Source organism: Sphingobium sp. FW305-3-2-15-F-TSA7, assembly GCF_058787155.1.
In genome coordinates this window covers 114,534-128,537 of sequence record NZ_JBYSZM010000017.1, presented here as the reverse complement: position 1 = coordinate 128,537, position 14,004 = coordinate 114,534, and the positions used below count along the sequence as shown (strand labels likewise).

Sequence of the window (14,004 nt, the reverse complement as noted above, 5' to 3'; positions counted from 1 at the left end):
CTCTCCCCCTGAAGGGGGCGAGGGGGCAGAAGATTGCCTCGACCCAATTCAGCTATTCCAGATCGCGATAACGCTGCTCCAACAATGACGATTGTTGAATAGCGAAGCACCATTAGGGTCGCTGTTCGATCATAGGAGGGGACCGGCAGACATGGCCGCATCGAAATTCCAGCGTTACCTGTTGCCCGGTCTCGCTTTCAAGGCGGTCGTCATCGGCGGCGGCTATGCGACGGGGCGCGAGATCGTCGAATTCTTCCTGCCGAGCGGACCGCAGGGTGGCCTGCTCGCTATGATCGTCGCGATGGGGATCTGGAGCGGCATCTGCGCGCTCACCTTTGTCTTTGCGCTCCAGGTCGGCGCCTATGATTATCGGACCTTTTTCAGGAACCTGCTGGGCAGGGCCTGGCCGGTCTTCGAGATCGCCAATATCCTTTCCACCATCGTGATGCTCTCGGTCTATGGCGCTGCCGCCGGGGCGATCGCGGCAAGCTTCGGCTTGCCGATGCTGTCGGGCACGCTCGTTTTCGTGTCTTTGCTCGTGCTGTTCGCGACCTTCGGTAACGATGCGGTCGAGGCGCTGTTCAAATATGTCTCGCTATTGCTCTACGGCACCTATGCCGTCTTCATGATACTGGCCTTCCCGATCTTCGGCAGCCGCATCGCCGACGCCTTTTCGAAACCCGTGCCGATGGACGGCTGGCTCGCCGGCGGACTCACCTATAGCGGTTACAACCTGATCGGCGCGGTGCTGATCCTGCCGATGCTGCGCCATATCGTCACGAAGCGCGAGGCCGTGGTCGCAGGCCTGCTGTCGGGACCGCTCGCGATGGTGCCGGCGATCCTCTTCTTCCTGTGCATGGCCGCTTTCTATCCGGCGATCCTCAATGAGACGCTGCCGTCGGACTATCTGCTCGGCCAGCTCAACCTGCCGATCTTCCGCACCCTCTTCCAGCTGATGATCTTCGCGGCGCTGGTCGAAAGCGGCACCGGCGCGCTGCATGCGATCAACGAGCGCATCGCGCATAGCGGGCGTGACGGCGATCTGCCGGTGAAGGCACGCTTCCTGTCATCGACGCTGGTGGCGATCGTCGCCGTCTTCCTCGCGGCGCAGTTCGGCCTCGTCGCGCTCATCGCCAATGGCTATCGGATCATCGCCTATGCCTTCATGGCGATCTATCTCGGGCCGCTGCTGACCTATGGCGTGCTGAAGATCTGGCAGGCGCGGAATCAAGAGGGGATCGCCGCACCTTCCGACCCGTCACCCATCACGCCGGCATAACCTCTGCCGACGCTCGTCGGAATGTCCGTTCTCCGGACAATCCGGCCATGCTCTAATGCATCGTCCGGCGATGGCCGCCGGCCTCGTCGGGGGATGCGATGGCAATGGAGGTGACAAGCGGTGGCGAGTCGGCATCCTATCGCCGGACATGGATCCGCGAAGTCGCGTGGATGGGCGCTCTCTATTGGGTGGGCGCGTTCGTGCTCGCCGGGATGCTCGACGAGGCGCTAGGCCAGGAACTGCTCGGCAAGGTCATGCTCTTCGTCCTGGGACTGGGGCTGGCTGCGCTGATGGTGCCGGCGCTGCTTCGGGTGCGCGGCATATCCTTTCCGCTTCAGATGCTGATCGGCCTGCTGCTCGCGATGGTTGCGACGGCGATCTATGTGGCCGCGGATATCGCGCTGTTCCGCTATGCCTATTTCACCGACTGGATGAGCTACGCTCCGCGCGTCATCGCCAGCAATGCGCTGTTCCGATGGTGGATCTTCTTCGGATGGGCGTGCCTGCTCGTTGGCCTGACCTATAGCCATGAAATCCGCGACCGCGAGGCGCGCCTGTTTGCGGCGCGCGAGGAAGCGCTGGCGGCGCAGATGCGGGCCTTGCGCTATCAGATCAACCCCCATTTCCTGTTCAACACACTGAACTCGCTGGGTGGGCTGATCGAGGAGGGCGCGGCGGCGCGGGCGGGGCGGATGGTGCAGTCGCTGTCGACCTTCCTGCGCACCACGCTGACGCTCGACCCCATGCACGACGCCCGGCTGGAGGACGAACTGGCGCTGCAGCGGGGATATCTGGAAATCGAGCGCGAGCGCTTCGTCGATCGCATGTCGGTTTCGGTCGATCTGGCGGAGGATTGCCGGGATGCGATGGTGCCCAGCCTGATCCTCCAGCCGCTGATCGAGAATGCGGTGCGTTACGGCGTCGGCGAAACGATCGGCAGCGTCCGCATCGCGATCCGCGCATGGCGCGATGGCGATCGGCTGAGGATCCTGATCGAGAACGACATGCCGCCGGGCGGGGCGCCGGCGCACAAGAGCGGCACGGGCATCGGGCTGCGCAATGTCGGGGAACGGATTGCCTCGCGTTTTGCCGGGGATGCGACCTTCACCTTCGGACCGGTCGGCTCGACGCTGTATCGCGCCGAGCTGAACTTGCCGTTCCGTCTGGAGGGGCATTAACGGTGAGCCCCGCTGGGCACGGGGCTCGCCGCCGCAGTCGCGCTTACTTCTGGCGCGCATTCATATAGGCGCAGGTGAGCGCCTGCCATCCGCTCATCTCCCACCAGGGATCCGCGCAGGTGCGCGCCAACTCGGCCTTGGACGGCTTGACGGCCATCAGCGCCTTCAGCGTGTCGGATGTCTTCGTCGGCGCTTCGATGCTCGTCGCGGGGGCCAACAGCTCGGCCTGATCCGGCATCGCCGCCATGGCCGTGCCGGTGGCGATCAGCGTGCACGCCCCACTGATGGCGAGTGCGATCATCTTGATATTCATGGGATATCCTCTTCGTTTACGATTACACGATCGCCTGTCGGCGCGGGATTGCATTGCTACGCTGCCAGGCCGCGAAACCGTATCGGCGGCCGGATCCCGCGCCATAGGGTGGCCTCTGAAGCGTGCCGCCGGGTCAGCCGAACGGCTCGTTATTCTGCAGATGGCGATTTTGGCGGGGCGAACCGCATCCGCCCTAAGCCGGGCCGCTCAACATGCGGCGCATCGCCTTTGCGTAGGTCCGACCGACCCGGACCTCGCTGCCATCGTCGAGATGGACGATCAGCGCGGCGAAGGATGTGCCGCGCATGCGCACGATGCGGTCGCGCCGGACGATCGTGCCGCGATGGATGCGCAGGAATTCCGCCGGATCCAGCCTGCGCTCGAGCGAGGCCAGGCTTTCGTAATAAAGATGCGACTGTCCGTCGGCATGGAGGCGGACATAGTCGCGCTCCGCCTGGATGCGCATGATCGCGTCCGACGGGATACGGAGATGCTCGCCCTTCGATCGCACCCAGAAATCGATCGTGCCGCCGTCATGTTTGCGCAGTTCGGCGCGCAATGTCGCGACGGTTTCCTGCAGTTCGGTGATGCGGCCCTGGCCGCTCTGCGCGCCGACCGTCAGCCGCGCCCGTTCGATCGCGGTCGCCAGCCGACCCGGTTCGACCGGCTTGGTGACATAATCGATGGCGCGCGCGTTGAAGGCGCGTAGCGCGTGATGATCGAATGCGGTGACGAAGATGGTCGGCGGCGCGGCCTCGCCCAGCCGCTCGAGCAGTTCGAAGCCGCCCTCTCCGGGCATCTGGATGTCGAGCAGCAACAGGTCGGGCTTCAGCGCGGCGATCCTGTCATGCGCTTCCCCCGCATTGCCGGCCTCGCCGGCCACGCGCACGCCCTGCATCGCCGCCAGCATCCGGCGCAGCCGCCCGCGCGCCAGGGGTTCGTCATCGACGATCAGGACCGACAGGTCGCTCATGCGGACTGGATATACGTGTGCGCGGCGGTGCCCATCGCCGCAGTCTTTGCCAAAGCCGGGCAGCCTGTCGAGTGCCGCTCGTCAGGTCGATATCGCCATTGGCAGAAAGATCACGCCGCCCGGCTGCCCGCGCGCGCGGTTCGGCGGGACGTTGCTTGTGCGGCAGTCGCCGCCAATGGGATCGCAGCGCCATCGAAATCGAGGAGCATGGCGTGCGTTTGAAGGGAATACTTGCCGGATTGATATTGGCGGTGCCGTCGGTGGCGCAGGCGGGCACATGCGAGGACAATTTCGTGAAAGCCGGCAGCCCGGTCAGCGGCCTGCGGTTCATCGCCACGGTCGCGGTGGCGGATCTGACCCCGGCCAGCGCGATCGGCCAGATGCGCGGGCTCGTCGCGCCGCGGAATTACGACATCCTCTCCGAGGAAGCGGACGAGGGCAGCATGCTGATCGAGCAGCCGATGAACGGAAAGAGCCGTGCCTTCCCGATCATCATTTCGGCGAGCAACCAGGGCGGTGTCGGCACGGTGCGGATGGAGGCGAAGCTGCGCGCCGCGATGTTCGTCAAGGAAGCGGACGCGATGAGCGAGCTGTGTGGCATCCTCAATCAGATCAAGGGTGGAAAGGCGGGGCTGGCGGCGGCCGCGCGGGGCAAGTCCGCGGTGACGGCCGGCGGTGCACCGATGGTGATCGACGCGCTCGCCTTTTCGCACCAGGTCTCCAAGGACACCGAGCGCAACTCGGCAGCGGTGCCGCTCAGATACAAGGGAAGAAGCTTCACCGTCACGGGCATGGTCGACTATGTCGTTCAGGACGGCGAATTCTATCGGGTGGCGTTCAAGATCCCCAACCCCTGGGAAGAGGTGATCCGGCTACCCAATATCGCGCCGTTCAAGACCGATATCAGCTGCCTGATGGCAAAGGGGCAGGGCGCCTATTCGCTGACGCTGAAGCCCGACAGGAATGTCCGGCTGACCGGCACTTGGTACGAATTCGACGCATTCCGCCACGTCGTTTGGCTGAAGGATTGCCGGCCGACGCGGTGATCGCGCCGAAGGTTCAGAGTCTGTTTGGAAATGCGCCATCGGCGCATTTCCAAACAGACTCTCAGCGCGTGACGCGCCGCGCGTCGACCGGCCAGCTTTCCCACTGGCCGTCTTCGTCCGCGACGATGAGCGCGTCGTAGAGATTGATCGTCGGATCGCAATGGCCGGGCTGCAGCCAGACCAGATCGCCGTTCCGTGGCGCATCCGCAGGCCACTCGACCGCGTCGTCGGCATCGATCACGTCGATCGCCGCGCATTGCGCCAGTCGCTCCGGAATCGCGAAGACCGGCTTGTGCGCAAGGTGCTGGATCGATCCGTGCTCGTCGCCGAAGGCACGCCATTCGCTGCCCGGCGCGGCGCCCGCCAGCACGCGCGGGCGCGGGCCGTCAACGGCGACCGCCTTCAGCCCGGCATCGATCGTCACATGCGTCTTGTGCTGCGTCGAAACCGCGGTGGCGGCGATGAACAGCGCCGGCTCGAACGGCCATTCGCCGCCGTCGGGCGCGTCGCAATCGCCATATTCGACATCCATCACCGAATAGGATCCGGCCTGGAGTTCGTTGAACACGCCGTTCGCCAGGTCCTGCGCACAAGTGCCGGTGCCGCCGCCGGTGACGAAGCGGGGATGGAGGCCGGCCGCGTCGAGCGTTTCGACCAGCGCGCGAAGCCGGGCGGTGGCGATGTCGTTGGCGGCGCGGCGCCGAGCGAGATCGGTCACATGCTGGAGATGGCCGAGATAGGCCTGGACACCCTCGAAACGCAGATTGCCGGCATCGGTGATGCGCTGCGCCAGTGCCGGCGCCGCTTCGGGCGCGCAGCCGGCGCGGTGCGTGCCGAGATCGAGATCGACCAGGACGGAGAGCGTGACATCGGCGGCACGGGCGGCTTCGTCCAGCCGGTCGATCTGGCCGGCATCGTCGGCAACCACCGCGATGCCGATCTCGCGCGCGGCGAGCGCCGCCAGCCGGGGCGCCGCCCAGGGCGCGATCGGCGAGGTGACGAGCAGGTCCGCGATGCCCGCCGCCGCATAGGCTTCGGCCTCTCCGATCGTCTGGCAGCACAGGCCGACGCCGCCGAGTTCGATCTGCAGCCGGCCGAGCGTCGAGCATTTGTGCATCTTGCCGTGCGGGCGCAGCCGGACGCCGGCCGCGTCGCAATAGCCCTGCATCGTCTTCAGGTTGCGCAGCAACGCCTCGCGCCGGACGACCAGTGCCGGCGTCATCGGTGGCCGCACGCGCGACAGGAATTCGGGCAGGCTGGTCATTCTGGGTCTCCGGGCCGAGTCTCGCCGTCCATGTCGGGCAAGCGCGGCGGTTCCAAGCAAAAATCGGGCTGCTCCCCATAGCTCCCGTCTATGATCCTGTCCCGCGCCTCGCGGCATCGGGGGCATGTCGAATGGCTATGGGGTGGAAAAGGTTCGGAAATGCCCGGTGCGTTGACCGGTGCCTGTTGCGCTCTACTCTCCGAGATCGGGATCATCGACAAAGCGGGGCGACGGCGCATGGGGATTGGCTGGCAAAATCGCATCGCGGCGCTTGCCGTACCGCTGATCATGACCGTTCCGCCCGCAAGCGCTTCTCCATCTCAATCGGATGCCATCCAGGCGGTTCTGGGCGATCCGGCGGACATGACCGGGCCGGGCTGCGTCGCCGGGGTCTTCCGCAACGGCAAGACCGTCCATGTCGGCGCATCGGGCGCTGCGGATATCGCGACGGGACGCAAGCTGGACGGCGAGACTTTGCTTTATGCGGCATCGGTCGCCAAACAGTTCACCGCGCTGGCGGCGGCAAAGCTGATCGAGGGCGGCAAGCTCGGTCTTCAGGACGAGGTGCATAAGTGGATCCCGGAACTGCCGCGCTACCGGGCGCCGATCACCGTCCAGATGCTGATGAACCATTCCTCCGGCATCCGGGATTCGCTGGAACTGCTCAATCTGGCCGGGGTCGAGGATGCCAGCCGGAGCAATATGGACGCGGCGCTCCAACTGCTCATGGCGCAGAAGGACACGAATTTCGTGCCGGGCACCGCCTATTCCTACACCAATGGCGGTTATCTGCTGCTTGCCGAAGTGATCCGCCGTGCTTCGGGCCGGCCCTTCCATCAATATGCCAATGAAGCGGTGCTCAAGCCCCTGGGCATGACGCGCAGCTTCTTCGTCTCGGGCAAGCCGCCGCCGGGCCTGATCGCCAACGGCTATGTGCCGACCGATCGCGGCTGGCGCCCGAGCAACCAATATCCCGCCTTCAGCGGATCGGGCGGGCTGATGCTGACGATCGCGGACATGGCGCGCTACGATCACGACATCCAGGTCGGCCACAAGGTGTGGACCGACAAGGTGGCCGCGATCATGCTGACCGCCGGCACCTTCAGCGACGGCCGCACGGTGACCGCGCCGGGCTTCGACGACATGCCCTATGCCGGTGGTGTCGTGGTGGGGCAAAGGCGCGGACAGAACACCATCTATCATCTGGGCAGCTTCGAATCCTTCCGCACCGGCTATATGCGGCTGCCCGATCGCGCGCTGGGCGTCGCCGTGCTGTGCAATCGCTCCGACGGCGGTTCGCTCAAGCGGATCGACGGGATCATCGACGCGGTCGAGCCCGGCTATCTGACGCCCTATGATCAATATCGGCCGGCCGCCACGGCGCCTTATGCCGTGCCGCCGAGCCGCGTGATGCCGCAGCCGGGCACCTATGTCTCCGACGATCTCAAGGCCGAATATCGGATCGCGGTGCAGGGTGACACAGTGACCGCGACCATCTCCTCCACCTGGCCGGGCCATGCCGAGCCCAGGCGCATGTTCGCTTTCTTCCGTGATGCGACGGGGGCGCTCAGGGCCGACACCACCGGCATGATCGTCGATGATGACGGGCGCGGTTTCATGATCCAGACGCCGCGCGTCACCGGCATCCGTTTCCGCCCGGTCGCGCCGCGATGAGTGGGCCGGGGATGGAGGAACCCGAAACGCGGCTCAGTCGCTCGCTCCAGCCCCGCCATGTCGCGATGATCGCCATCGGCGGCATCATCGGCGCCGGGTTGTTCGTCGGCAGCAGCACCTCGATCGCGACGGTCGGTCCGGCGGTGGTGCTCAGCTATGCGCTGGCGGGCGGGCTGATCCTGCTCGTCATGCGCATGCTGAGCGAGATGGCGACCGCCTTTCCCGGCGCGGGCGCCTTTACCGAATTCATCCGCATCGGGCTCGGTCGCACGGCGGGTTTCGTCAGCGGCTGGCTCTACTGGTATTTCTGGGTGGTCGTCGTCGCGATCGAGGCGATCGCGGGCGCGATCATCCTCCAGGCCTGGTTGCCGTTCGAGGCATGGCAGATCGGCGTCGTGCTGCTTGCGCTGATGACCGCGATCAACCTGATGTCGACGCGATCCTATGGTGAGTTCGAATTCTGGTTCTCGTCGCTGAAGGTGGGCGCGATCATCGTCTTCATCGCGATCGCGGGCGCCTATGCCCTTGGCCTCACCTCGCCCGCGCCGACCTTCGCCAACCTGACCGCGCATGGCGGTTTCGCGCCGATGGGCGGGCTGGCGATCCTGTCGGGCGTCACCAGCGTCATCTTCGCGCTATGCGGCGCGGAGATCGCGACGATCGCGGCGGCGGAATCGGCGGATCCGGCGCGCACCGTGGCGCGGCTGACGGGATCGGTCGCGCTGCGCATCCTGTTGTTCTACGTCGTGTCGATCGCGCTGATCGTCTCGATCGTGCCATGGACGCAAATCGCGCCGGGAGTCTCGCCCTTCGCGACGACGCTCGACCATATGCACGTGCCCGGTGCTGCCACGATCATGAGCATCGTCGTGCTGATCGCGGTGCTGTCCTGCCTCAATTCGGGGCTCTACGTCACCTCGCGCGTGCTGTTCACGCTGGCCGCCAAGGGCGACGCGCCGCAATGGCTGGTCGCGGTCAACCGCCGACAGGTACCCGCGCGCGCGATCCTGGTCGGCAGCCTGTTCGGCTATGTCGCGCTCGCCGCCTCCACCCTGTCGCCGCAGATCGTGTTCAGCTTCCTCGTCAACGCGTCGGGCGCGACGATGCTGTTCATCTATCTGCTGGTGTGCATCGCGCAGATCCGGTTGCGCACCGGGCTCGAGCGCGACGCGCCGGAGCGGCTGACGGTACGCATGTGGCTGTTCCCCTGGGCGAGCCATGCCGCGATCGTGGGCATCGTCGCGGTGCTGATCGCGATGGCGCTGACGCCCGCGCTCGCCAGCCAGCTCCATTCGAGTGCGGCGGTGGCGGCCGTGGTCGCCATTCTCGCCTGGCTCACGGGACGCAGAGCCTCGGACGGAACCGGGCGAATAACCTGAAGCTATAACCCAGCGCGCAATTGCGTCTTGCGCCCATGCCGATGCGGCGGTCCTGTGTGCGGCATAAGATGTGCGCCGCCATTCGCGCGCTACGCCCCATGGGAGACCCGATATGAAGCTGACGGCCCTTCTTGTTGCATCCGCTCTCCTCTCTGTACCGGTTGCGGCTGCGGCGGCACCGCCTTCGGTCGATCTTGACGCCGTGCGGCGGATCGTTTCCGATCCCAAGGGCGCATCTGCGCCGGGCTGCGTGGTCGGCGCGTTCAAGGCGGGCAAGACCCTGTTCGTCACCGCCGCGGGATCGGCGGACATCGAAAAGGGCACGCCGCTCGATGGCGATACGCTGATCTACGCCGCCTCGGTCTCGAAGCAGTTCACCTCGCTCGCGGTGGCGACGCTCGCCACCCAGGGCAAGATCGACCTCGACGCCGATATCCGCACCTATCTGCCCGAACTGCCGCAATACGAAGTGCCGGTGACTGCGCGGATGATGATGCACCACACCGCGGGCATCCGCGATTCGCTGACCCTGCTCCGGCTGATGGGGCTTGGCGGTTCCAACGAGGCGAACAAGGCACAGGCGCTCGACGTGATGGTCCGGCAAAAGGGGACGAATTTCACGCCGGGCACCGACTGGACGTATTCCAATGGCGGCTATCTGCTGCTCGCGGAGATCGTCGCGCGCGTATCCGGCAAGCCTTTCGCCGACTATGTCAACGCGGCGATCCTGAAGCCGTTGGGCATGAAGAGCAGCTTCTTCATGAACGATGCGGAGCCGGTGGGGAAGATCGCGCACGGCTACAATCCCAAGGATGGCGGCTTCGTGATCCGCGACACCTATCCGCGGTTCAGCGGATCGGGTGGGCTGATGGTCTCGATCAACGATCTGGCGAAGTTCGACCAGGATATCGAGGTCGGCCACAAGGTCTGGACCCCGGCGGTGCAGGCGATCATGCTCAAGCCCGGCGCCTTCACCAATGGCCAGCCCGCCGCGCGCAAGATGGGTAGTCAGGCCTATGCCGGCGGCCTGATGGTCGGACAGCGCCGCGGCCAGACTTTCGTCGAGCATGGCGGCGGCGCCGAGGCGTTCCGCAACCAGTATGAGCGGCTGCCCGAACGCCGACTGGGCGTGGCGGTCTTCTGCAATCGCGGCGACTGGAATCCGGTGGCGAAAGCGGACGAGGTGATCGCGCTGATCGAAGGCAATATCCTGACCGCCGAGGCGAAACCCAGTCTTGCCGGCCGCTATGCATCGGCCGAGCTTCAGGCGACCTATGATCTCACGCTCGATGGTGCGAAGCTGACCGCCGCCGTTTCGTCGCCTTATACGCAATCCGGCGAGCCGCTGGTCTTCGAGCGCGGGTCCGACGGCGTGTTCCGCAGCGACGAAGGCAGCCTGACGTTCGACGACGACGGCAAGGGTTTCATCCTGTCCACCGGCCGCGTGACCGCGATCCACTTCGACCGGGCGAACTGAGCGCCACCCTCGCAATCTGCAGGCGCTTGCGCCCGGGAGTTCCGACCATGACAGCCTATCCGACCGTCTCCGACAATCGCCGCCGCCTTGCGCTGTGCGCACTTGCGGTCGCCGTGCTTCCCGCCGCTGCGCAGGCGCAGGGCCAGAGCGCCGATCTCGTGATCAAGGGCGGCACCATCTACGACGGCAGCGCGACGAAGCCGGTGATCGGCGATGTCGCGGTGTCGGGCGATCGTATCGTCTATGTGGGGCCGAGCGCGAAGAATCCGTTCAAGGGCAAGCGCGTGATCGATGCCAAGAACATGGTCGTCGCGCCGGGCTTCATCGATCCGCACACCCATGCCGATACCTTCCTGACCGCGAGCGATCCGACGCTGCGGCTCAACCTGCCCTGGATGATGCAGGGGGTGACCACGATCTTCACCGGCGTCGACGGCCATGGCCAGCCGGGCGGCGTCTCCGATGTCGCCGGCCTGTTCAGCGGGATCGAGCAGCGCAAGTTCGGCATCAACGCCGCCGCCTATGTCAGCTTCGGCGCGGTCCGCCGCGCGGTGATCGGCCAGGACGATCGCGCGCCGACCTCGGCCGAGCTGGACACGATGAAGTCCATGGTGGCGAAGGGCATGTGCGAAGGCGCGCTCGGCTTCTCCACCGGCCTGTTCTACGCGCCGCAGAGCTTCGCCAAGACCGACGAGGTGATCGCGCTGGCCAGGGAAGCGGCGAAGCGCGGCGGCGTCTACGACACGCATCAGCGCGACGAATCCTCCTACACGATCGGCGTGGTCAATTCGACCAAGGAAGCGATCGAGATTGGCCGTGCGGCGGGCATGCCCGTCCATTTTGCGCACTTCAAGGCGCTGGGCGTCGACGTCCATGGCCAGGCGCCGGCGCTGATCGCGACGGTGGAGGCGGCGCGCGCGCAAGGCATCGACGTCACCGCCGATCAATATCCCTGGGAAGCCTCGGGCTCGGGGCTGGAAGCGTCGCTGCTGCCGCGCTGGGCGGTCGATGGCGGGCGTGAAGCGATGCTCAAGCGCTTCGCCGATCCCGCACAGCTCACAAAGATCAAGACCGAGATGCGCGAGAATCTGCGCCGTCGCGGCGGGCCCAATTCGCTGCTGCTGAGCGCGCATGGTTTCCCGTGGACGGCCAAGCGTCTCGACGAAGTGGCGAAGCAGTGGAATGTCGATCCGATCGACGCGGCGCTGCGCATCATGACCGAGAGTGACAGGGGCAGCGCGGTCGTCTCGTTCAACATGGCGGAAAGCGACATCAAGGCGCTGATGAAGCAGCCCTGGGTCGTCACCAGTTCGGACGGATCGCACGGCCATCCGCGCATGTACGCCACCTATCCGCAGAAATACGCCAAATATGTGCTGAAGGAGAAGGCGATCTCGCTCGCCGATTTCATCAACAGCAGCACCGGCCGCACCGCCGACATGTTCAAGCTCGACCATCGCGGTCATCTGCGCTCGGGCTATTATGCCGATGTTGTGGTCTTCAACCCCGCCGCCTATCGGCCCAAGGCGGACTATATCAATCCCGAGGTGCTGGCGGAGGGCGTGCGCACCTTGCTCGTCAACGGCGCGGTCGCGATCGATGGCGGAAAGGCGACGGGCGCGGCGGCGGGACGGCCGATCCGGCATGTGCCGACGGCGGGGAGTTGCGGGGGCTGACAGGTCAGGGAAGGCAATCTTTCCACCTTCGTCCCGAGCGAAGTCGAGGGACGTGGGGCGCGGCGTAGCGTGTCTCGACTTCGCTCGACACAAACGGGATTTGACGCAGGCTGATACTGTCCGCCCGGCATCGTCAAACTGACGCTGGGCAAAGCGGAAGACGGTGGTGAAGCGCAGCATGGTGATAGGATAGCGGGTAAGCAATTGCCGTGACCGTCATCGGAGAACCGCGTGCAGCCTGTCGAGATCATGATCCCCGCCGGCGCGATCCAGGGCGCGGCCGAAGGCGGCGTCCGGCGTTTCCTGGGCATTCCCTATGCCGCGCCGCCCGTCGGCGCGTTGCGTTTCGCGGCGCCTGCGCCGCCCACGCCCTGGACGGGCGTGCGCGATGCGACGGTGCCTGGGCCCTGCGCGCCGCACCGGGTGAAGGATTTTCCGGGGCTCGACGTAGCACCTTTGATCGGGCGTGGCTGGCAGGGCGGTGACGATTATCTGACGCTCAACATCTGGCGGCCGGACGACGAACGCACCGGCCTGCCCGTGATGATATTCGTCCATGGCGGTGGCTTCGTCGTCGGCAGCAAGGACGCGGCGGTGCATGATGGCAGCGGCTTCGCGCGCAGCGGCGTCATCTGCGTCGCGATCAATTATCGCTTGGCGATCGAAGGTTTCCTGCCGATCCCGGGCGTGCCGACCAATTTGGGATTGCGCGACCAGATCGCGGCGCTGGCATGGGTGCGCGATACCATTGCCGCATTTGGCGGTGATCCGGCCAATATCACCGTCTTCGGCGAATCCGCCGGCGCGATGTCGGTCGCCGATCTGATGGCCTCGCCATTGGCGAAGGGGCTGTTCCGCCGCGCGATCATCCAGAGCGGCCATGGTGGGATGACGCGCGAGATCGCCGTCATGCAGCGGCTGGTTCGCAAGCTCGCAAAGCTGCTCAAGGTCTCCGCTGATGCCGAGGGCTTTCGCGGCGTGCAGCCCGAGGCCTGTTTCGACGCATTGGAAAAAGTCTCGCTGCCGACCGCGCGTATCGACCTGCGCGATGCCGAGGGGCGCGAGCCCGTGTTCGGGATCAGCCGCTTCACCCCCGTCCATGGCGACGATGTGTTGCCCCGGCGCCCGCTTGATGCGCTGGCGGCGGGCGCGGGGGCGGAGGTCGATTTGCTGATCGGCACCAATGCCGAGGAAATGAATCTCTATCTGGTGCCGACCGGCGTGCGCGACCGGATCGGTCGGCTGCTCGCCACCTATGCGGTTCATCGCTCGCAGCCCCATGCGCGCAAGCTGCTCAAGGCCTATGGCATGGGGCGAAGGGGCGTGAAGCCCGGCCAGGCGCTGACCGACGCGCTGACCGATCTCGTCTTCCGCTGGCCCGCGCGGCGCTTCGCGGAGGCGCATCGCGGGCGCACGCATCTGTACGAGTTCGACTGGCGCTCGCCCGCGTTCGGCGGCGAACTCGGCGCGGCGCACGGCATGGAAATGCCCTTCGTGTTCGATACGCTGGCGCGCACGACCGGGCCGCAGGGGTTGACGGGAGAGGTGCCGCCACAGGATCTCGCCGCGCGCATCCATGCGCTATGGGCCGGCTTCGCCACCGATGGCCGCCTGCCCTGGGCCGAATTCGATGGTGAGACTCGGCAGGTCTATTCACTGTCGGCGGGCGAGGCGGGGTTCGAACCGGTCATGCCCGCTGCGCCGTTTCTTCGCTGACCGTGCCGCTCGGTCAACTGATCGGGCCG

General features: G+C 65.9%; 11 protein-coding genes. 8 read left to right on the top strand and 3 right to left on the bottom strand.

Annotation, left to right across the window (positions count from 1 at the left end; all coding sequences use genetic code 11):
• Positions 1–151 precede the first annotated feature (151 nt).
• Positions 152–1,279 (top strand): YkvI family membrane protein, encoded by a 1,128-nt coding sequence (locus tag AC3WN8_RS15260; protein WP_492670303.1) that lies wholly within the window; start codon positions 152–154, stop codon positions 1,277–1,279.
• 98 nt (positions 1,280–1,377) lie between these two features.
• Complete coding sequence (locus AC3WN8_RS15255; protein ID WP_492670302.1) at positions 1,378–2,457, top strand: sensor histidine kinase; 1,080 nt, start codon at positions 1,378–1,380, stop codon at positions 2,455–2,457.
• 43 nt (positions 2,458–2,500) lie between these two features.
• Here AC3WN8_RS15255 and AC3WN8_RS15250 read toward each other — a convergent pair whose 3' ends face one another.
• Together AC3WN8_RS15250 and AC3WN8_RS15245 are read right to left on the bottom strand one after the other, a co-directional pair.
• Positions 2,501–2,770, bottom strand: a complete 270-nt coding sequence (locus tag AC3WN8_RS15250) for a hypothetical protein (protein WP_492670301.1) — start codon at positions 2,768–2,770, stop codon at positions 2,501–2,503.
• 193 nt (positions 2,771–2,963) lie between these two features.
• A complete protein-coding gene (locus tag AC3WN8_RS15245) occupies positions 2,964–3,743 on the bottom strand; it encodes a LytR/AlgR family response regulator transcription factor (RefSeq protein WP_492670300.1) in 780 nt (259 codons plus the stop codon).
• A 212-nt stretch (positions 3,744–3,955) separates the two neighbouring features.
• Between AC3WN8_RS15245 and AC3WN8_RS15240 the strand changes: the two genes are divergently transcribed.
• Positions 3,956–4,789, top strand: coding sequence for a hypothetical protein (locus AC3WN8_RS15240; protein WP_492670299.1), 834 nt, complete (start codon positions 3,956–3,958; stop codon positions 4,787–4,789).
• Between the two features lie 61 nt (positions 4,790–4,850).
• On the opposite strand, the gene AC3WN8_RS15235 is transcribed toward AC3WN8_RS15240, so the two are convergent.
• Positions 4,851–6,053, bottom strand: a complete 1,203-nt coding sequence (locus AC3WN8_RS15235) for an alanine racemase (protein ID WP_492670298.1) — start codon at positions 6,051–6,053, stop codon at positions 4,851–4,853.
• A 237-nt stretch (positions 6,054–6,290) separates the two neighbouring features.
• Here AC3WN8_RS15235 and AC3WN8_RS15230 point away from each other — a divergent pair, with 237 nt between their 5' ends.
• The 5 genes from AC3WN8_RS15230 to AC3WN8_RS15210 all read left to right on the top strand — a co-directional run bounded on the left by AC3WN8_RS15230 (position 6,291) and on the right by AC3WN8_RS15210 (position 13,975).
• Positions 6,291–7,727, top strand: coding sequence for a serine hydrolase domain-containing protein (locus AC3WN8_RS15230; protein WP_492670297.1), 1,437 nt, complete (start codon positions 6,291–6,293; stop codon positions 7,725–7,727).
• Positions 7,728–7,738: 11 nt separating this feature from the next.
• Positions 7,739–9,106 (top strand): amino acid permease, encoded by a 1,368-nt coding sequence (locus AC3WN8_RS15225; RefSeq protein ID WP_492670296.1) that lies wholly within the window; start codon positions 7,739–7,741, stop codon positions 9,104–9,106.
• 112 nt (positions 9,107–9,218) lie between these two features.
• Positions 9,219–10,583 (top strand): serine hydrolase domain-containing protein, encoded by a 1,365-nt coding sequence (locus AC3WN8_RS15220; RefSeq protein WP_492670295.1) that lies wholly within the window; start codon positions 9,219–9,221, stop codon positions 10,581–10,583.
• A 47-nt stretch (positions 10,584–10,630) separates the two neighbouring features.
• Positions 10,631–12,259 carry an N-acyl-D-amino-acid deacylase family protein gene (locus AC3WN8_RS15215; RefSeq protein ID WP_492670294.1) on the top strand — a complete coding sequence of 543 codons (1,629 nt, stop codon included), beginning with the start codon at positions 10,631–10,633 and terminating at the stop codon, positions 12,257–12,259.
• Positions 12,260–12,490: 231 nt separating this feature from the next.
• Complete coding sequence (locus tag AC3WN8_RS15210; RefSeq protein WP_492670293.1) at positions 12,491–13,975, top strand: carboxylesterase/lipase family protein; 1,485 nt, start codon at positions 12,491–12,493, stop codon at positions 13,973–13,975.
• The last annotated feature ends 29 nt before the right edge of the window (positions 13,976–14,004 follow it).

Bases quoted from the DNA above. Each gene is read 5' to 3' on its own strand.
- AC3WN8_RS15260 (WP_492670303.1), top strand. From the start codon at position 152: ATGGCCGCATCGAAATTCCAGCGTTACCTGTTGCCCGGTCTCGCTTTC.
- AC3WN8_RS15255 (WP_492670302.1), top strand. From the start codon at position 1,378: ATGGCAATGGAGGTGACAAGCGGTGGCGAGTCGGCATCCTATCGCCGG.
- AC3WN8_RS15250 (WP_492670301.1), bottom strand. From the start codon at position 2,770: ATGAATATCAAGATGATCGCACTCGCCATCAGTGGGGCGTGCACGCTG.
- AC3WN8_RS15245 (WP_492670300.1), bottom strand. From the start codon at position 3,743: ATGAGCGACCTGTCGGTCCTGATCGTCGATGACGAACCCCTGGCGCGC.
- AC3WN8_RS15235 (WP_492670298.1), bottom strand. From the start codon at position 6,053: ATGACCAGCCTGCCCGAATTCCTGTCGCGCGTGCGGCCACCGATGACG.
- AC3WN8_RS15230 (WP_492670297.1), top strand. From the start codon at position 6,291: ATGGGGATTGGCTGGCAAAATCGCATCGCGGCGCTTGCCGTACCGCTG.
- AC3WN8_RS15225 (WP_492670296.1), top strand. From the start codon at position 7,739: ATGGAGGAACCCGAAACGCGGCTCAGTCGCTCGCTCCAGCCCCGCCAT.
- AC3WN8_RS15220 (WP_492670295.1), top strand. From the start codon at position 9,219: ATGAAGCTGACGGCCCTTCTTGTTGCATCCGCTCTCCTCTCTGTACCG.
- AC3WN8_RS15215 (WP_492670294.1), top strand. From the start codon at position 10,631: ATGACAGCCTATCCGACCGTCTCCGACAATCGCCGCCGCCTTGCGCTG.